Origin of the sequence: Desulfosudis oleivorans Hxd3 (genome assembly GCF_000018405.1) — a bacterium.
In the GTDB taxonomy this organism is placed as follows: domain Bacteria; phylum Desulfobacterota; class Desulfobacteria; order Desulfobacterales; family Desulfosudaceae; genus Desulfosudis; species Desulfosudis oleivorans.
This window is the reverse complement of record NC_009943.1, coordinates 1,324,796-1,342,462: the sequence shown is the minus strand read 5'-3', so window position 1 is coordinate 1,342,462 and position 17,667 is coordinate 1,324,796. Positions and strand designations below refer to the sequence as shown.

General features: G+C 57.8%; 18 protein-coding genes. 9 read left to right on the top strand and 9 right to left on the bottom strand.

Annotated elements, in window-relative coordinates; genetic code table 11:
- Positions 1-3 precede the first annotated feature (3 nt).
- On the top strand, positions 4-777 hold the full coding sequence (locus DOLE_RS05785) for a hypothetical protein (protein ID WP_012174554.1): 774 nt from the start codon (positions 4-6) through the stop codon (positions 775-777).
- 329 nt (positions 778-1,106) lie between these two features.
- A complete protein-coding gene (locus DOLE_RS05780) occupies positions 1,107-1,544 on the top strand; it encodes a DUF6036 family nucleotidyltransferase (protein WP_012174553.1) in 438 nt (145 codons plus the stop codon).
- Between the two features lie 526 nt (positions 1,545-2,070).
- Here DOLE_RS05780 and DOLE_RS05775 read toward each other — a convergent pair.
- From DOLE_RS05775 to DOLE_RS05740, 8 genes are all read right to left on the bottom strand, one after another.
- Positions 2,071-4,074, bottom strand: a complete 2,004-nt coding sequence (locus tag DOLE_RS05775; protein WP_012174552.1) for an N-acetylmuramoyl-L-alanine amidase — start codon at positions 4,072-4,074, stop codon at positions 2,071-2,073.
- Positions 4,071-6,716 carry a DNA mismatch repair protein MutS gene (gene mutS, locus DOLE_RS05770; protein WP_012174551.1) on the bottom strand — a complete coding sequence of 882 codons (2,646 nt, stop codon included), beginning with the start codon at positions 6,714-6,716 and terminating at the stop codon, positions 4,071-4,073. Before mutS ends, DOLE_RS05775 begins: the two co-directional genes overlap by 4 nt.
- 61 nt (positions 6,717-6,777) lie before the next feature.
- On the bottom strand, positions 6,778-7,140 hold the full coding sequence (locus DOLE_RS05765) for a lipopolysaccharide assembly protein LapA domain-containing protein (protein WP_012174550.1): 363 nt from the start codon (positions 7,138-7,140) through the stop codon (positions 6,778-6,780).
- Positions 7,141-7,318: 178 nt separating this feature from the next.
- Complete coding sequence (locus DOLE_RS05760; protein ID WP_012174549.1) at positions 7,319-8,482, bottom strand: deoxyguanosinetriphosphate triphosphohydrolase family protein; 1,164 nt, start codon at positions 8,480-8,482, stop codon at positions 7,319-7,321.
- A gap of 119 nt (positions 8,483-8,601) precedes the next feature.
- Positions 8,602-9,675, bottom strand: coding sequence for a GGDEF domain-containing protein (locus DOLE_RS17115; protein ID WP_012174548.1), 1,074 nt, complete (start codon positions 9,673-9,675; stop codon positions 8,602-8,604).
- A gap of 37 nt (positions 9,676-9,712) precedes the next feature.
- The gene (locus DOLE_RS05750) at positions 9,713-11,011 is read right to left on the bottom strand and encodes a methyl-accepting chemotaxis protein (RefSeq protein ID WP_012174547.1); all 1,299 of its coding nucleotides are present in this window, start codon (positions 11,009-11,011) and stop codon (positions 9,713-9,715) included.
- 129 nt (positions 11,012-11,140) lie between these two features.
- Positions 11,141-11,416 carry a hypothetical protein gene (locus tag DOLE_RS05745; protein ID WP_012174546.1) on the bottom strand — a complete coding sequence of 92 codons (276 nt, stop codon included), beginning with the start codon at positions 11,414-11,416 and terminating at the stop codon, positions 11,141-11,143.
- Positions 11,417-11,437: 21 nt separating this feature from the next.
- On the bottom strand, positions 11,438-12,016 hold the full coding sequence (locus DOLE_RS05740; protein WP_012174545.1) for a hypothetical protein: 579 nt from the start codon (positions 12,014-12,016) through the stop codon (positions 11,438-11,440).
- A 177-nt stretch (positions 12,017-12,193) separates the two neighbouring features.
- Between DOLE_RS05740 and hisI the strand changes: the two genes are divergently transcribed.
- The 7 genes from hisI to DOLE_RS05705 are packed head-to-tail and all read left to right on the top strand — an operon-like array spanning position 12,194 to position 16,711.
- Positions 12,194-12,574, top strand: coding sequence for a phosphoribosyl-AMP cyclohydrolase (gene hisI, locus DOLE_RS05735; RefSeq protein ID WP_012174544.1), 381 nt, complete (start codon positions 12,194-12,196; stop codon positions 12,572-12,574).
- The gene (hisG, locus tag DOLE_RS05730) at positions 12,571-13,446 is read left to right on the top strand and encodes an ATP phosphoribosyltransferase (protein ID WP_012174543.1); all 876 of its coding nucleotides are present in this window, start codon (positions 12,571-12,573) and stop codon (positions 13,444-13,446) included. Before hisI ends, hisG begins: the two co-directional genes overlap by 4 nt.
- A gap of 35 nt (positions 13,447-13,481) precedes the next feature.
- A complete protein-coding gene (gene yihA, locus DOLE_RS05725; protein WP_012174542.1) occupies positions 13,482-14,075 on the top strand; it encodes a ribosome biogenesis GTP-binding protein YihA/YsxC in 594 nt (197 codons plus the stop codon).
- Between the two features lie 3 nt (positions 14,076-14,078).
- The gene (gene era, locus DOLE_RS05720) at positions 14,079-14,990 is read left to right on the top strand and encodes a GTPase Era (RefSeq protein WP_012174541.1); all 912 of its coding nucleotides are present in this window, start codon (positions 14,079-14,081) and stop codon (positions 14,988-14,990) included.
- Positions 14,987-15,826, top strand: a complete 840-nt coding sequence (locus DOLE_RS05715) for an ATP-grasp domain-containing protein (RefSeq protein ID WP_012174540.1) — start codon at positions 14,987-14,989, stop codon at positions 15,824-15,826. Before era ends, DOLE_RS05715 begins: the two co-directional genes overlap by 4 nt.
- Entirely contained in the window at positions 15,823-16,128 is a 306-nt protein-coding gene (locus DOLE_RS05710; protein ID WP_232362728.1) for an HNH endonuclease, read from the top strand. The genes DOLE_RS05715 and DOLE_RS05710 overlap by 4 nt, the downstream gene beginning before the upstream one ends.
- A 7-nt stretch (positions 16,129-16,135) precedes the next feature.
- Complete coding sequence (locus tag DOLE_RS05705) at positions 16,136-16,711, top strand: MarR family winged helix-turn-helix transcriptional regulator (RefSeq protein ID WP_012174538.1); 576 nt, start codon at positions 16,136-16,138, stop codon at positions 16,709-16,711.
- On the opposite strand, the gene DOLE_RS05700 is transcribed toward DOLE_RS05705, so the two are convergent.
- Positions 16,712-17,662: a nitrilase-related carbon-nitrogen hydrolase gene (locus tag DOLE_RS05700; RefSeq protein WP_012174537.1), complete on the bottom strand. Its 951-nt coding sequence runs from the start codon at positions 17,660-17,662 to the stop codon at positions 16,712-16,714.
- Between the last annotated feature and the right edge of the window lie 5 nt (positions 17,663-17,667).

Sequence of the window (17,667 nt, the reverse complement as noted above, 5' to 3'; positions counted from 1 at the left end):
CCTATGGCAACCGAACGAGAGTTGATGGCGTCACGCATCTTTTTAAGGGCCGTGCTTCCCGTGATCCGGGTACTGCTGGAAGATGATCCCAAGATCAAAAAACGGTTTGAAAAGGTCCAGGCCGATGTTCAGTTCGTGGCCCGTGACCCGGCCGGTGACGTGGGGGCCTGCCTGGTGTTTGACAACGGTTCGTTTACCGTGGTCCAGGGCGTGGTGGACAAGCCGGACATCGCCTTTGTGTTCGGCAGTGTGGCATCCATGAACGCCATGTTTGCCGGCAAGCCCGCCCTGCCCCGGATTCGGGGAATATTCAAGGTGGGGCTCCTGATCAAGGTGATGACCATCCTTCTGGCCCTTAAAATCCTGATGCCCAACGCCCGGCCCAAAGACCCGGCCAAAAAACGGCTGAAGGTCAAGATGACCTTTTACATGATCACCACGGCCATGTCCCAGTACAACAAGGGCGGCGATCCGGAGATGGCCAAGTGGACCAGCCAGCAGCCGGAGCGCATCTACCAGATCACCGTGGATGACGAAATCGCCGCCTACCTGCGGGTCAAGGCCGGCAAAACCAAGGCCGGCCGGGGCACCTTCACCAAACGGCGCCCCTTTATTCACCTGAAGTTCAACGGCGTGGAAGGGGCCATGCCCGTGGTATTAAACGACGTGGACATGATTACCGCCATTCGGGAAGGCTATCTTTCCATTGAAGGCTCCCCGGAGTACGGCCGGGATTTCGGCGACTTCATGATGCGGATTCAGAACCTGATTACATAGGGTTTGTGTTGACGGAAGCATCGGGGTCGACGGTGTGCGGCTCCCGGTGCTTCCGCATGATTCATCTCTGCCTGCCGCCCTCCTCCTGCCCGCAGTCACTCCAGCCACAAGCTTTTGCGTTGATTTTCACAATAGAAACAAGTATAAAGGCCTATATGGGCTGTTTTCTATTAAGGGGGAACATGCGGAAATGAGTATCGACAAGGTGGTCAAAAAGTATAAATTGAGCGAACAGCCCACCGATTTTGCGTTCTGGCAGTCCCGGTCCCCTCAGGAACGGATTGACGCGCTGGAACGCATCCGCCAAGAATACCACGCCTGGAGAGGAAATGCTGAGCAGGGATTTTGTCGAGTTTATCGAATTATTAAACAGCAATAGCGTCCGTTACCTGGTGGTAGGAGGATACGCTGTCGCGTTCCATGGGCATCCGCGTTACACAAAAGACCTGGATGTCTGGGTGCAGCGCTCTCCCGACAACGCTCAAAATCTTCTCAAGGCACTGGAGACCTTCGGCTTTGGCTCGGTAGATATTACGGAAGAAGACTTTCTGAAAGAGAACTACGTAATTCAGCTTGGCTATCCCCCTAACCGGATTGATCTGCTGACAAGCATCAAGGGGGTAGATTTTGATACCTGTTACGCCTCAAAAATTCAGGCCGATGTCAGCGGCATTCCAATTGACTTTATCGACATCGACAGCCTGAAAAAAAACAAACTCGCCTCCGGCAGACCCCAGGACATCGCCGACGTTGAAAACCTGGAATAGCAGTCACCGGTATCACACCGCCGGATATTTTCTTACTGTTTAATATCATGTCCCCGGAATCTCCTTCAATACGAAAATCTTTACCTTTGTAAAGATCAGGGGTTCTGTAGCATCGGCCAACTTTTAATTCTGGCCATATCTTTTCCGTTCTTATTTTGCAACGCTCACACATATCTGCTCTCGTCTTATTCGGCCCAGCATTGATTATATGTCATGAGGCAAAACACCCACTTCCCCTCTTTTTTCGAATTCTAGAATCTATTTATTTGAAATGTCAAAGAAAAAGCCTGCTATCTATTGGATGTGCGTCATGGCACATATTCAACATAAAAGATCGCATGGATGTTCTGTTTGTAGTGTGCCCGTAAGGGCATTGGAAATGGCCTGTTGTCAAACGCCTGACGGCGTCACTACAAGCAGAAGGGGGATGGAATTTTTTTTCTTTGTGATCTTCTTTTCTTCGGGGTCTTCGTGGTGAAAAATCCCGGTATTCCAGGTCAGGCAGGCCGTGGCCGGGTATTTCAGGCTATCCATCCCCGCCAGGGGAGAAGGCCGCCATCTTGGTGTGGCGCATGTATTCTTTAATGCCCCTGACGATGCCTTCACACACTTTGTCCTGATAGCTGCCGTCGATCAGGCGACCGCACTCGGTCTTGTCACTGATAAACCCGGTCTCGATCAGCACGGCCGGCATCTGGGCACCCAGCAGAACATAGAACGGGGCCTGCTTGACGCCCTTGTCTTTTATCCGGCTGTAGCTCTTTTTCAGGTTGCCGACCAGGGAGCCCTGCACAAAACCGGCCAGGCGGCTGGATTCGTTGATCTTGGTGTTCTGCATCAGGTCCTGAAGGATCACCTGAAGATCGCTGATGTTCTTTGTGGAGGTGGCATTTTCCCGGGCCGCCACCTCCATGGCCTCTTCATCGGTGGCGATGTTGAGAATATAGGTTTCGATGCCGTAGGCGTTGTTGGAGCGGCAGGCATTGGTGTGAATGGAGATGAACAGGTCGGCGTTGCGGGTGTTGGCTATAGCGGTGCGCTCTTCCAGTGTTAAGAATGTGTCCGAGGTGCGGGTCAGGATCACCTCGCACCCGATCTCCCGTCGAATCTGGTCGGCCAGTTTCCGGGCCAGGGAAAGGGTGACGGCCTTTTCATGGACGCCCTTCCGGTATCCGGGCGCGCCCCCGTCCTTGCCGCCGTGACCGGCGTCGATCACGATGCGCCGCACCCCCAGGGAGAGTTGTTCGGCCAGGGACTTGGGACCGGTGGAGGGCGGCAGCACTTCATCCGGTGCCCGGGCCACCTGGGCCTTGTCCCCGTTTTCCCCTCTCACGTCGATGACGATACGAAAAGGGTTTTGCAGATAGAAAACATCGTAGTCCTCAAAGGACTTGATATCCACCACCACCCGCACGGTATCGGTGGTAAACTGGCCGGCCCGAATATCTTTCAGCAGATTGTCGTCCACCGGTATGCTGCGCGACATGTCCTTGCCCAGCCGGGACTGGGCCAGGTCCACGTACAGCCGCTGGGGCTTGCCCTGGCGGGGGTCGTGCTTGAGCAGGTTGTGGTTGTATTCCACCTGTTTGTTGGTGTCGATGACCACGCGGGTATAGGCCGGGTTGGACCAGAACCGCAGCCCCTCCACAATGGCGGGCCCCGGGGGAGCAGGGGTTGTTTCCGGCGGGGGCATGCAGTAGGGATCGTCGGCAGGGTCATCCGGGGAGACGGCATCGGACACCACCAGGGGCGAGGCACCGGAAATACCGCCCAGCACGGCCACTGCCTTTTCATTATAAGCACTCTGGGGGAACTCGCGCACCACCTGCTGCAACAGTTCAACCCCCCGGTCCTGGTCGGCCTGGCGGTAGGAGTGTTTGTACAACTCGGTCTGAAGCTTTCCGGCCATGTAAAGGCCGGCCGCGGCCCAGGGACCGGTGGGGTCGCTTTTGTACACATCGTAAAACCCGTCGATACAGGTCTGCCAGTAACTGCGGTATTTCTGGCGGCGGGGGGCGTTGGCCAGGTCGCTGTAACAGCCCTCGGCCTCAAAATAACGGGCCTTTATCTTATCTTCGGACGGCGACGGGGAAGGCGGGGCCGTGGCCGGGGTTTTGACCACCGTCGTCTTGCCGGAAAGCCCGGCCAGCTGCTCCTTTGCCCTGGCGCTGTAAGCACTGTCCGGGAACCGGTGAACAATGCGGTTGAACAGGTCGGCGGCCTCCTGAAGATCGGCGGACCGGTAGGAGTGCTTATACATCTCGGTGTACAGCAACCCGGCCCGGTAAAGGCCGGCCGCGGCCCAGGGACCGGCGGGATCCTGCTCATAGACATCCAGAAAGGCGTTAATACACCGCTGCCAGTAGGACCGGTACTGCTGCCGGGACGGATTTTGGGACAGGTCGGCATAACAGTTTTCCGCCTCAAAAAACCGGGTCTTGAGGTTTGCCGAAGAAGAGGCGCAGGAGAAGAACACCGCTGCCACGCAGCCGAGAATCATCACAAACGATGCGCGTTTTCGGCAGATCATCCGTCGGTCTCCGATATGGCGTGCGCCTTCTGTTGCAGTTCGTGAAGGCAGTTCAATGCCTCCAGGGGCGTCATGGTTGAAATGTCGACCTTTTGAAGCCGGTCCACCAGCATCTGTTCCGGCGGGGTAAACAGGGAGAGCTGAACCGGGCCGCTCTGTCCGGTGCCCGGAGCAGTGCCGGACTTTGCCTCAAAACTGTAGGTGCCCTGCTCGATGTCCAGCAGAATCTTCTTGGCCCTGGCGATCACCGGGCCGGGAATGCCGGCCAGCCTTGCCACCTGAATGCCGTAGCTGCGGTTGGTGCTGCCCTCCACCAGCTTTCTTAAAAAAATGATGGTATCGTTCCACTCCTTGACGGCAATATGAAAGTTCTTCACCCGGGGCCGGGTGTTTTCCAGTTCGGTCAGCTCGTGGTAATGGGTGGCAAACAGGGTCTTGACCCCTCTGCCGTGCAGATCATGCAGGGCCTCGGCCACGGCCCAGGCAATGCTCAGGCCGTCGTAGGTGCTGGTGCCCCGGCCGATCTCGTCGATCACCACCAGGCTTTTCGGCGTGGCGTTGTTGATGATGTTGGCCGTCTCTTCCATCTCCACCATGAAGGTACTCTGGCCTGAGGCCAGGTTGTCCAGGGCCCCCACCCGGGTAAAGAGCCGGTCCACCACACCCATGGCGGCCCGCCGGGCCGGTACAAAGGAGCCCATCTGGGCCATGACCGAAAACAGCGCCACCTTGCGCAGCACCGTGGATTTGCCCGCCATGTTGGGACCGGTGATGATCAGCAGCTGCCGGTCGGTATCGTTTAACGTAATGCTGTTGGGCACGTACCGTTCGCCGGAAAGCATGCGCTCCACCACGGGATGACGGCCCTCTTCAATGATGATCTCGCCGCCGGACAGCATCTCGGGCCGGACATAGTCATGGTCATCGGCCACCTGGGCCAGGGCGCACAACACGTCGATTCCGGCCGCGACCCGGGCCACGGCAAACAGCATCGGGCTGCACGCGGTCACCCGGCCCACGATATCGGCAAACAACTCCTGCTCCAGCCGAACGCGCTGTTCTTCGGCGCCCAGGGCTTTTTCCTCAAACACCTTAAGCTCGTCGGTGATGTAGCGCTCACCGTTGACAAGGGTCTGCTTGCGAACGTAGTGAGCCGGCACGGCCCCCACCTGGGACCGGGGTACCTCGATATAGTAACCAAACACCTTGTTGTACCGCACCTTGAGGGTGGAAATGCCGGTCTTCTCTTTTTCCGTTGCCTCCAGCCGGGCCAGGCTGCTCTTGCCGTCCCGGCTGATGGTTACCAGTTCGGCCAGCCGGGGATGATAGTCGGGGTTGATGACACCGCCGTCAGCGATGGAAACCGGCGCGTCCTCCCGCACCGCCGCCTTCAGCAGATCGGCCAGGCCGGCCAGCTTATCAAGGCCTTCGGGCCCCGGTTCCCCGGCAAAGGAGAAAAAAGGGCTGTCAAAAGACTTCAGTTCTGTTGCCAGACCCGGCAGGGCGAAAAGGGTCTGTTTCAAGGCCAGCAGGTCCCGAGGGGTGACCCGGCCCATAACGGCCCGGCTGGTAAGCCGCTCGATATCGTAGACCTGTTTGAGCAGTTCCCGCACCGCCTTTCGAGTGCCCAGGCCCTCTTTGGCCTCTGCCACCGCGTCCAGCCGCCGGTTGATGGCTTCTGCCGACAGCAGGGGATAGAGCATCCAGCGCCGCAGCAGGCGGCTGCCCATGGCGGTGACGCAGGCGTCCAGCACATCAATAAGGGTTCCCTGCCTGCCATTGTTGCGAAGGTTGGCCACCAGTTCCAGATTCCGGCAGGTCACCTCGTCCATCAGCAGGTACTGGTCGATGCTGTAGACCTCCAGCCCGGTCAGGTGGGACGCCTTCTGTCTCTGGGTATCGTTTACATAGGAAAGCAGGGCCCCGGCCGCGACAATGCCGGGTTTGAGGCCCCGGCACCCGAACCCCTCCAGGGACCGGGTCTGAAACTGGTCGGTCAGCCGCTGGCAGGCGGTTCTGTAATCAAACTCCCGGTTAGCGAGCGTTGTTCGAATGGCCGGCGGAAAAAGGGAAACAAAGGGCGAAAGCGCCGCGTCATCGGCGCCGGATTCCGGTATTACCACTTCCCGGGGCGCGATGCGCAGCAGCTCGTGGCGCACGGCCCGCAGGTCGGAGGACTCGCACACCCGAAAAGTGCCGGTGGAGATATCCACGCTGGCAAACCCCACAACACCGTCGGCATGGGCCAGGCAGACAACGTAGTTATTGGTTCCCTTTTCCAGCAGAGCATTGTCGATGATCATGCCCGGAGTGACGATGCGCACCACGTCCCGCCGGACCAGGCCTTTGGCCGCGGCAGGGTCCTCGGTCTGCTCGCATACCGCCACCTTGAACCCGTTTTCGATGAGCCGGCCGATATAGCCGTCCGCGGCCTTTACCGGCACACCGCACATGGGAATGGGATCGGTGTCGTTCTTGTTGCGGGAGGTCAGAGCGATCTCAAGGACCGGGGCCGCGGTTTGAGCGTCCTCAAAAAACATCTCGTAAAAGTCGCCCATTCGGTAAAAAAGAATGGCGTCCCGGTGCTGCTCCTTGATGGAGAGATACTGCTGCATCATGGGAGTGGCGCCTGTGGAAGCCATATTCAAACCACCTGTTTAAAAATACGTTTCAGGATTATTGCCCACATGTCGTTTCAGCGGGTCAGGCTGCCCCATCCGGGCCTGTCGGGCCGGCGTCCGGTGGTTGCGCTGCCGGGGGCGCAGCGGCCGCCACGGCTTTCTCCTTTTGAAGAACGCTTTTTTCCGCCTGGCAGGACTCCACCCGGGCGGTCAGCTCCTTAATTTCCTTTCTGGCCTTAAACCGTGTCAGCAGACCGGACACGTAGGCCAGCAGAGCGCCCAGCAGGAATGCCGCCAGAATCACCACACCGTTATAAATCTCCGGGGATTCGTAGGTCAGGACCTTGAACGGCCGCTGATCCGTGACAAAACCCGCGTTTTGCCATCCGATAAAACCGATCGCCAAAACGATGACCAGCACTACCACAATTTTTGCTTTTTTCATTTTTCAAGCTCCTTTGCGTGAGATCAGTAGATCCAAAAAGGCGGCATTAACATATTTTTCCTAAAATAGAGCCTTTTGGAGCGATCATCAACCTTTTTAAGCGCTCCCTTTCGCCAGTATGTTTCATGCGAGAACCCGAAGAATTCAACTTTAAAAGATTTCCATGAGATATAGAGGGTCACGTTCCGGCCACATCAAGCACCGGCTGCATGTCCGGCGGACACTGGCGCAGAAAATAGTTGTCCGTCATGCCGGATATGAAATCCCGAACAACCTCCGGCGGCGTGTGCCGCTCCAGGTAGTCCGGGGACATGTCTTTTAAAAAATGGGTGAAAATCACCGATGACCGGTTATCCGCCTCCAGGTCGCCATGGTATCGTTCAAAAAGCAGGGCAAACAGGGACTCAATACGGTTGGAAGCGGACTTGATCCTCTGGTTCATGTAGATATGCTCATAGTTGAACCGCTTCAGGGCCCGCAGAGCCGCGGACACCGCCTCGCTGAAGGCCACATGGTCCTTGTCCATGCTCTGGGTCACGACGTCGGTCACCAGGCTGTAGACGATCTTGCCGTTGGTGTCGCCCAGCACGGTCGTGCTTTGCGCCGGGAGATCCTCCCGCCGGACCAGGCCCAGCCGAATGGCGTCTTCGATGTCCCGGCCGATGTAGCTGATGGTGTCGGCAAACCGCACCACGCACCCCTCCATGGTCATGGGGGTCAGTTGCAGGGAGGGATCACGCCGCTTGGCCGCGATCTCCTCTTCAAAAGTCTGAAAATTTTTCTTCCGGTCGGCCTTCAGGCTGGTGGTGTGGATCTCCCCGTCATGGCACAGAATGCCGTCCAGTGTCTGAAGGCAGAGGTTGCACCCCCTGCCCTTTCGCTCCACCGATTCAAGAAAATGGACGCTCTGCACGTTGTGCAGAAACGGGCCGATGCCCGCCTGTTCGCACAGCTTCGACAGGTAGGTCTCGCCTTCATGGCCGAAAGGGGCGTGTCCGATATCGTGGCCCAGGGCAATGGCCTCGATCAGGTCTTCGTTTAAGCCCAGGGCCCGGCCGATGGTGCGGGCCACCTTGGACACCAGCTGCACATGCAGCACCCGGTGGGTGATGTGATCGTTTTCAATCAGGTAAAAGACCTGGGTCTTGTCGATGTACCGGGTATAGGCCAGGGAGTGAAGAATGCGGTCCACGTCCACGGCAAAGGCCAGCCGGTAGTCCCGGTCCAGTTGGTCTTCACTTCTTCGCCGAATGCCGGCCGCGCTGGACTCGGCCCGGGAGGAAAGGGTCTGCTGTTCACGCCGCTCAAGTACGGACTTAATGGTATTCCATGTAGGGGACACGACTCGCCTTTGCAACAAAAGACATAAGAATAACTGTATTTTCAGGCATCATAAAGGGAACCGGAGAAAAAGTCAAAAAGGCAAACCAGGTGGGGGAAAAGAGAAACCGGGCCGGCGGTTCAGGCGCCGCAGGGTTCGCTGCAGACAATCCGGTTTTTGCCGGCGGCCTTGGCCTCGTAAAGGGCCTGGTCGGCCCGGGCAATGACCGCGTCAATGGTTTCTGACGGCCGGTAGGCGGAAACACCAATGGAGGTGGTGATTTTCAGGCCATCGGCAATGCCCGGGAACGTAAGCCGTTCCGTCACCTTTAACAGCCTGTCCACGCAGGTCACGCTGTTGTCCCGGCACTCAAAATTGACAAACACCACCAGAAATTCTTCTCCGCCGTACCGGCCCACGTAATCTTCGGTGCGGACATTTTCCCGCAGAGCCCGGGCAAAGGCCTTGAGCACCTCGTCCCCGGCCTGGTGGCCATAGGTGTCATTGACCTCCTTAAAATCATCCAGGTCCAGGATGCACAGGGAAAAGGGAATGGCCGAACGGTCGGAAAAAGACTTTTCCCGGTCCAGAATTTCAAATATCTCCCGCCGGTTATAAACTTCTGTAAGGGCGTCGAAACTGGCCATCTCCTTGATGCGCCGCCGGAGGTTGGCGATATAGTTGGCCATGTAGGAGACCCACAGCAGCGACAGCACCAGGATGGCGCCTCGAATGATCTCCAGTTTCACCGTCACCGCCTCCGGGTGGCGGTAATGGAGCAGGGCCATGGCCCCGGCATACAGGGCCACGGTCAGCGCCACCAGGCCCATGAACTCCCTCAGCCTGAGCCGGAAGGTGCCGAACACGAACACCAGAATATACAGTACCGTGCTGACCCCGCGAATCTCACTGACCATGAAGTAACTGAAAACCGTGACAAAGAAAATAGCCTGGAGCAGCTGGGGCATGGTCAGGCTGGGGTCTTTGAAACGCCTGTTGAAGCCTGTGTATATCAGCGCCGGGAAAAAAACGGCCATCAGGACAAACAGGCCCATCACCAGGGCCAGCACGGTGAGCGTGTTGCCGCGAATCAGGCCGGCCGATGCTATCAGCGTGGAGCCCAGGGTAATCACCACATAGCCGGTCAGCGCGATCAGGGACCGCCGCATCCGCAGGGCCTGACGATGGTCATCTTTGGAAATCAACCAGGTCACAATCCATCACATCCATTTTCAATTTTACGGCTTTTTATCATACACGAAAATAGGCCACAAGAGATTTTATGTCATCGCCCATCTGCAACAGCCGGTCGGCAATCTCCCGCACCGCCTCCCCTGTTTTTCGGGTCTGGTCCACCGCCTCGTGAAGATGGGAAAGGTCGGTGTTCACCTGCCGCGATACAGACGTGGATTCGGCCAGCCGCCGGGTGCCTTCGGCCACCCCCTGATCCGCCTCGTTGACGTTTCTGGCAATCTCCCGGGTGGTGGCGCTCTGCTGTTCGATGGAGGCGGCAATGCCGGAGACGATCTCGTCCAGGCCGGTGATGATGCGCTGAATCCCCACAATATTGGCGATGGTTTCGGCCCGGGACTCGGCCATCACCTCCAGCTTTTCCTTCACGTCCACAATGGCGGCGGCGGTGCGGCCGGCCAGTTGCTTGACCGCGTCGGCCACCACGGCAAATCCCTTGCCCGCCGCCCCGGCCCGGGCCGCCTCAATGGTGGCGTTCAAGGCCAGCAGGTTGGTCTGCTCGGCGATTTCGTTGATGGTCTCAATAATGGTGTTGGCCTCAAGGGCGCTGTTTTCAAGCTTCCATATCTTTTCATAAGCCGAATTGGCCTGGACCGTGGCATCGCCAGAGACTCTGCGTGCCCGTTCCGTGCTTTTGGCGATTTCATTGATAGTCAAAGACATCTCTTCAGAGGCCGCGGCCACCAGGTTGATGTTCCGGGAGGACTGTTCCGCCGAAGAAGAGACCGACAGCAGGTTGGTGTTCATCTCTTCGGAAGCCGTGGCAACAGCCGACGCCTGCTCCTTCATTCTGCCGGCGTTTTGCTGGAGCTGCGTGGAACGGTCGATCAGGGTGCCCGCGGTTTCGGCAAGCACATTCACATCGGCGGCAATACCGGACACAATGGAATTCAACCGGGAGCTGGTGGCCGAAATGGAGGCCGCCAGTTCCGCCAGCTCTCGTTCTCCCTGGAAATCCAGAACCTTGTGCCGCAGGTCACCATCGGCGATTCCCTTGTTGATGACAATGATGGACTCTAAGGGCTTTTTCACGCGGGAATAGATATAGTACATCAGGCCGACATAGAAAACAGCCAGTACCAGAAAATAGCCGACCAGAGTGCCGGCCAGCAGATACCGGTTGGCCCAGTTCCCGGTGGTGTAAGCAAAGGTCAGCAGGGACCCGATGACAGTGCCGGCAATGATGGTATAGCCGACAACGGCCACGATGGAGTTCTTGTGCACAATACGCGTGGCCACCAGAAAAACGACAGCGGAAAAGAACAGAAAACCCACATAGACCTGAAGCAGAAAACTCATCACCGGCTCCTGTCGTCATGGTTTCACGGCCGGCAAAACAGCCCCGGGCCGCAAAAGCGTCATGGGGAAAAAATCTGTTGCAAAGTATAATATATTCTATTGAATCTGAACAGAAAAAAGCATCCGGCATCAACTGATCATAAGGTAAGTCACCACACCAAGGGCCGTCACCGCAACCAGCACCAGAAGGGTGGTAAACACCTTGGCAAACCGTTGGGCCGCCGGCACGGCAGCGTCCCCTTTCTTGCGAAACCAGGAAATTCGATGGGCAAGCAGCGGACCGCACCGGTCCGCGCCACGGCCGTACCAGACCCAATGCCACAGACCGGAAAAAAAGAAAAAGAAAAACAGGCTGGTAAAAAAAAGCGCGATCAGGATGTAGGCCATATTGTCTTCGCCTGCCATAAAACCCTCACAGCGATTGGTTTATTCCGCAGAGCCGATATCCACCGTGCCCGATGGGTCGCCATTCAACGCTTCCGGCCGGACCGATGCCAGTATTCCGCTCTTCAGGGCCTCATACTCCTGCCGGGTGATCATGCCGTCCCGGTAGAGCCGGCCCAGCTCGCCCAGGTCGCGAATACGGGTGCGGGCCGGGTCTTCCAGCAGCGGCGTGGCAGAACCACCTGCCGGGTTGACATCCATGGGGGCCGGCGACCCGCCGCCCATACGCAGGGAGGCGGCCCCGCCCAGCAGGCTGATCTCCACCGGCCGGCCCCGGAACTCCGGCATTCGCAGGATCTGCTGAATGGTATGGCGTTCCTGCTTCATCTTTTTTAATATGTAGTATCCACTGCCCGCCACAATGGCGGCGCCGCCGAACACGAGCCACAGAAAATAATACGCAACGCCCCTGAAAATAAGCACCACCAGGCCGGCAATTGCGATCAGCCCCAGGTGCAGCAGCAGAATCCAGTAGGCCAGCATCACCCCTTTTGTCAGGCTCTCTTCGGCTTTTTCGACGGGCCGGTCCGGGCCGGCCTGTTTTTTTCTTTTGAAAAACATGGTCTTTCCAGCTTTTCCCGATTCCGGGAGTTTAAAAATTTTGAATTATATAGAAGCCGGTTTCAACATGCAAGCCGCATATTTCATGAAATTTATTGACATCCGGCCGGGCAGACGCTACTAAACATTTACCAACAATACGATACCATTAATAAAACAAAGGATGGAACCGAAGGAATGATAACACCTGATTTTGAGAAGACCGGGGGGCTTGTACCGGTCGTCACCCAGGACGCGGCCACCGGCGAGGTGCTGATGCTGGCCTATATTAACCGGGAGGCCTGGGAGACGACCCTGGCGTCGGGAAAAGCCACCTATTACAGCCGGTCCCGTAAACAGCTGTGGGTCAAGGGGGAGTCTTCTGGCAATGTACAGATTATAAAGGAAATCCGCATCGACTGCGACAACGACACCCTGCTTTTCAGGGTAGAGCAGATTGGCGGCGCCGCCTGTCACAGGGGGTACAGAAGCTGCTTTTTTACAAAGGTGGAGGCCGACGGCACCGGCCGTATTACCCAGGAACGGGTTTTTGATCCCGCGGAGGTCTACAAGAAATGACACAGGTATTGAAATTCGGCATTCCCAAGGGAAGCCTTCAGGACGCCACCATCGCCCTGTTTAAACGGTGCGGCTGGAAAATCAACGTCAACGGCAGAAGCTATTTTCCGGACATCAACGACCCGGACATCTCCTGCGCCCTGCTGAGGGCCCAGGAGATGGCGCGCAACGTGGAGCACGGCACCCTGGACGCGGGCCTTACCGGCAAGGACTGGATCGCGGAAAACAACTCCGACGTGCACGTGGTGGCCGACCTGGTCTATTCAAAGGCCAGCGCCCGGCCGGCCCGGTGGGTCATTGCCGTGGCAAAGGATTCGCCGATCCAGAAGCTGGAAGACCTGGAGGGAAAAACCGTCTCCACCGAACTGGTCAACTACACCAAACGATTTTTCCAGGAAAAAAAGATATCGGTCAACGTCGAGTTTTCCTGGGGCGCCACAGAGGCCAAGGTGGTCTCGGGCCTGGCCGACGCCATCGTGGAGATCACGGAGACGGAAAGCACCATCCGGGCACACAGCCTGCGCATTATCCACGAGATGATGCAGACCCACACCCAGCTCATCGCCAACCATGACGCCTGGAAAGACCCGTTTAAGAAGGCCAAGCTGGAGCAGATCGCCCTGCTGCTCAAAGGCGCTCTGCTGGGGGAAAAACTGGTGGGCCTGAAAATGAACGTGCCCCATGCCGGCCTGGACGCCATTGTGAATCTGCTGCCCAGCCTCAACGCGCCCACGGTGGCACCGCTTTACCAGTCCGACTGGTTTGCCGTGGAAACCGTCGTGGATTCGGAAACGGTGCGGGACCTGATTCCTGAACTGATGGCCAAGGGGGCCCAGGGTATTATCGAGTATCCCCTGAACAAGGTAATATAACAGGGTATGGGCGACAGACCCGGAAGGTAGCCTTCATGATCATTCGATCCGCCGAGTTTGTCATCAGCGCGGTCCAGCCATCCCAGTATCCGGACACGGACCTGCCGGAGATCGCCTTTGCCGGCCGGTCCAACGTGGGCAAGTCCTCCATGATCAACCTTCTGGTCAACCGCAAAAACCTGGTCAAGACCAGTTCCACCCCCGGCAAGACCCGGCTGATCAACTTTTTTGACATCAACGGCCAATTGATGTTCGTGGACCTGCCGGGATACGGGTATGCCAAGGTCTCCCGCAAGGAACAGAAGACATGGGGCCCCATGGTGGAGCGTTACCTGTCCAGCCGGAAAACCCTACGGGGCCTGATGCTGCTGATGGACCTGCGGCGGGAGCCCAGGGAGGATGAATTCCTGATGATGCAGTGGTGCGCCCATTATGATATTCCCTGGAAGATGGTGCTGACCAAGGCGGACAAGTTTAAAAAGACGGCCGCCGACCGCCGGCGGCACGAAATTGCCCGGGCCGTGGGCATTGGCGCGGATGAGATGATCCTTTTTTCCACTTTGCAGAAAATGGGCCGGGACCCGGCCCTGGAGACTATTGCCCGCATGACGGGGATTCTTGAGGAATAATCGATGACCGACCCGCTGGAACCCAAAAAGGATTTTCGCTCCGGTTTTATCGCCATCTGCGGGCCGCCCAACGCGGGTAAGTCCACCCTGCTCAACCTGCTGGCCGGAGAAAAAATCTCCATCACCTCGGACAAACCCCAGACCACCCGCAACCGGATTCTGGGCGTTGTGAACCGCAAAAACGCCCAGGTGGTGTTTGTGGACACGCCGGGCATCTTCCGGCCCAAGGGAAAACTGAACACCGCCATCGTGGGCACTGCCGTGTCGGCCCTGGCCGATGTGGACGTGATCCTGCTGGTCATCGACGTGGTAAAACCCCGGAAGGATGCCGAGCACCTGACCATTGAACACCTGAAACACCACAACAAGCCCGTGGTCCTTGCCTTAAACAAGATCGACCGGATCAAAAAGCACAAGCTGCTGGAGATGATTGACTCCTGGCAGCGGCTCTACGCTTTTGAGCGAATCGTTCCCATATCGGCCCTGGAGTCGATTCAGACCGAAGACCTGATGGCCGAGCTGGAAACGCTGCTGCCCGAAGGGGGGCCCCTGTTTCCCGAAGAGATGCTCACCGACGCGCCGGAGCGGTTTCTGGCCGCCGAGATGATCCGGGAAAAGGTGTTCCGCCTCACCGGCCAGGAGATTCCCTATGCCACGGCCGTGACCATCGACACCTTCAAAGAGAAAAAAGAGGGGTCGGTCATTCACATTCAGGCCACCATTCACGTGGAACGGGACTCCCAGAAGGGAATCGTTATCGGCAAGCAGGGGGCCATGCTCAAACAGATCGGGCAGGAGAGCCGGCAGGATATCGAGCAAATGACCGGGGCCAGGGTCTTTCTGGAACTTTTTGTCCGGGTTCAAAAAAACTGGAGCTCAGACGACAGGCGGCTGTCAGAGTTCGGTTATCCATGACCGTGCTTTCCTTCCATCCCTGCTTTCCCGGAGACCGCTACATCCACTGTGCGGGCAGATCATTGACCGAAGATGAAAAAGCGGCCATGGAACACGCCTCGGCCGTGATCCTGCACCAGGCGTGCGGCCCCGCACTCTACACGGAGGCCCAAAAGCGATGCCGGAACGTGTTTCCCGATTTTTCCACGCGGTTTGCCTGGCCGGGCAAAATCGGCCAGGCCGAACTGTTTTCCAAAATCGGGGTTGCCCACCCGGAAACCATGACTTATAAAACGGTAAAGGTGTTTTCCGAAACACACAAGGACGGAAGACCGTCCCTGGATTTCCCTCTGGTCTTCAAGCTCGACCAGGCGGATGAGGGCCGCGGCGTGTTTCCTTTAACAGGGCCGGAAGACATGGCGCCCCTGCTTGACAAGGCCCGTGCCTGGGAGCGCACCGGCCAGACCGGCTTTCTGTTGCAGCGGTATGTTCCACCCTTTTTCGGCGTGCTGCGGGTGGTCGTGGTATATAAAACGTTTGTGGCCTACTGGCGGGTGGCCGGTGCCACCACCGGCTTTGCCGTGAACATCGCCAGGGGCGCCGACATTGATGATCAGGCCCACCCGGAGCTGAAGGAAAAGGGAATTGCCGCGATTCAGGCGGTCTGCGAAAAAACAGGTATCAACCTGGCCGGCTTTGACCTGATCTTTCCGGCGGACCGGCCCGAAAGCGACCCGCTGTTTCTTGAAATCAACTACTATTTCGGCCGGCGGGGCCTGGGCGGATCGGAACGCTACTACACCCTTCTGACACGGGAGATCAACCGGTGGCTAAAGGACCGGCACATCGCCGCGTGAAATCGACTTCCCCCTGGGAGGACATGGTCGATAATACGTCGATAAGGCGGGAAAAAAACAAGGCACGGGACCTGCGGCAAACCCAGTGGTGGAAACAGCGGCTGGCCAAAGGCACCTGTTACTACTGCGGAAAACCCTTCCGGCCGGCGGAGCTGACCATGGACCACGTGGTGCCCCTGTCCAGGGGCGGCAAAACCACAAAGGGCAACGTGGTGCCGGCCTGCAAATCGTGCAACACGCAAAAGCAGCAGCTGGTGCCCGTGGAGTGGGAAGCATACCTCAAAACTATTCAGAAGGACTGAAACGCATATGAACCGACCCACCTGTCAGCCGGCAGACACAGCCATCTCCAACCAGGTACTGATCGCCATTCGCCGCATCATTCAGTCCGTGGACCTGCATTCCAGGGCACTGGTCCGGCAGTTCGGGCTCACCGGGCCCCAGTTAATCGTGCTCCAAACCATTTCTGTTCACCAGGAAGTTGCCATCAACGAGATCGCCAAGGCCGTGAGCCTGGGCCAGCCTACTGTGACCGGCATCCTGGAGCGGCTGGAACAGAGGGGGCTGGTTGAACGGCGGCGGGGACGGCAGGACAAACGCAAGGTCTACATCACGGTGACCGCCTCGGCCCGGCAGCTGCTGGAAAAGGCCCCTCCCCTGCTGCAGCAGCATTTTATCGAGTCTTTTCACCGGCTGGCCGACTGGGAACAGGCCATGATCCTCAGCTCATTGCAGCGCGTGGTGGCCCTGATGAACGCCCGGGACATCGACGCGGCCCCGATTCTGGCCGAGGCCGGCCCCCTCAGCGGTGTTGATCCGCCCCCGCCGAAAAAAATGCCCGCAAAGCGGGGCCGCCCCGGAAAGGCAAAGACAGCGCGGGACTGATCAGAGTTTGTGCTGGGGCCTGGAGGTATCACCGGCCTGTTCAAACAGGATGCGGTGCAGTTCCCGCCGGGTAAAATAGGGGTCGTCGTTTCTCAGGTAGGGCAGCAGAATTTTTTTGCGCCGGACCAGGTCCTTTGAAAGCTCGCCCATGATCACGTCGGTCTCATAGAGTCTGGCCTTATAAATCCGCTGCCCAAAGGGGTTGATGATCTCGCTGCCGCCCCAGAACCGGTACCGCTTTTTGACCTCCGGCACCAGGAACACGTCCGATGTCTTTTTCAGCAGCTTGTCATCCTCTGGTATATCCCAGGTTTCGTCCGGGTCTTCGGTGCCCACCCGGTTGGCGCAGATGTTGTAAATGCCGAACACCCGGGAGTAGAACCGGTTGATGATATCCCAGCTCTCCACGTTGTTGAACTCCGCGCCCATGGACTCTTCCGACGAGTTGATGATGGAGACAAAAATATCGGCCTTCTGGGTTACGCCCAGGTAGGGCAGGGCCGGGTGCCACATGTCGTTGCAGATAAACACCGACACGTTAAAGTCGTTGAGCCGGAACACCCGGATATGCTTGCCGTTGGCGAAAAACTTGCGTTCCTCAAAGGCCCCGTAGTTGGGCAGGTTCAGCTTGCGGTAGGCAAACAGAATCTCCCCGTCCACCGCGATCAGGGCCGAATTGTAAAAGTTCATGGACCGGGACTCTTCAATAAATCCCACCACCGCGGCGGTCCCTTTTGTGGCGGCGGCCAGCTTTCGAATCTGGTCGGAATCCATGCGCAGGGCCGCCTTGTGATATTGGAGCCCCACAAAATAACCGGTCAGGGCCAGTTCAGGAAAAACCACCAGCTGGGCGCCCTGTTCCCGGCATTTATGAATATGGGCAATCACCGATTCAAGGTTGGTCTGAACATCCAGCAGCGCCGGCTTTGTCTGGCAGATGGCCACCCGCATGGCAC

What these genes read in the sequence shown, in the direction of transcription:
- yihA (WP_012174542.1), top strand. Translation starts at nt 13,482, where the DNA reads ATGATCATTCGATCCGCCGAGTTTGTCATCAGCGCGGTCCAGCCATCC.
- DOLE_RS05785 (WP_012174554.1), top strand. Translation starts at nt 4, where the DNA reads ATGGCAACCGAACGAGAGTTGATGGCGTCACGCATCTTTTTAAGGGCC.
- DOLE_RS05780 (WP_012174553.1), top strand. Translation starts at nt 1,107, where the DNA reads ATGCTGAGCAGGGATTTTGTCGAGTTTATCGAATTATTAAACAGCAAT.
- DOLE_RS05715 (WP_012174540.1), top strand. Translation starts at nt 14,987, where the DNA reads ATGACCGTGCTTTCCTTCCATCCCTGCTTTCCCGGAGACCGCTACATC.
- DOLE_RS05705 (WP_012174538.1), top strand. Translation starts at nt 16,136, where the DNA reads ATGAACCGACCCACCTGTCAGCCGGCAGACACAGCCATCTCCAACCAG.
- hisI (WP_012174544.1), top strand. Translation starts at nt 12,194, where the DNA reads ATGATAACACCTGATTTTGAGAAGACCGGGGGGCTTGTACCGGTCGTC.
- DOLE_RS05745 (WP_012174546.1), bottom strand. Translation starts at nt 11,416, where the DNA reads ATGGCAGGCGAAGACAATATGGCCTACATCCTGATCGCGCTTTTTTTT.
- DOLE_RS05700 (WP_012174537.1), bottom strand. Translation starts at nt 17,662, where the DNA reads ATGCGGGTGGCCATCTGCCAGACAAAGCCGGCGCTGCTGGATGTTCAG.
- DOLE_RS05750 (WP_012174547.1), bottom strand. Translation starts at nt 11,011, where the DNA reads ATGAGTTTTCTGCTTCAGGTCTATGTGGGTTTTCTGTTCTTTTCCGCT.
- DOLE_RS05765 (WP_012174550.1), bottom strand. Translation starts at nt 7,140, where the DNA reads ATGAAAAAAGCAAAAATTGTGGTAGTGCTGGTCATCGTTTTGGCGATC.
- era (WP_012174541.1), top strand. Translation starts at nt 14,079, where the DNA reads ATGACCGACCCGCTGGAACCCAAAAAGGATTTTCGCTCCGGTTTTATC.
- DOLE_RS05775 (WP_012174552.1), bottom strand. Translation starts at nt 4,074, where the DNA reads ATGATCTGCCGAAAACGCGCATCGTTTGTGATGATTCTCGGCTGCGTG.
- hisG (WP_012174543.1), top strand. Translation starts at nt 12,571, where the DNA reads ATGACACAGGTATTGAAATTCGGCATTCCCAAGGGAAGCCTTCAGGAC.
- mutS (WP_012174551.1), bottom strand. Translation starts at nt 6,716, where the DNA reads ATGGCTTCCACAGGCGCCACTCCCATGATGCAGCAGTATCTCTCCATC.
- DOLE_RS05740 (WP_012174545.1), bottom strand. Translation starts at nt 12,016, where the DNA reads ATGTTTTTCAAAAGAAAAAAACAGGCCGGCCCGGACCGGCCCGTCGAA.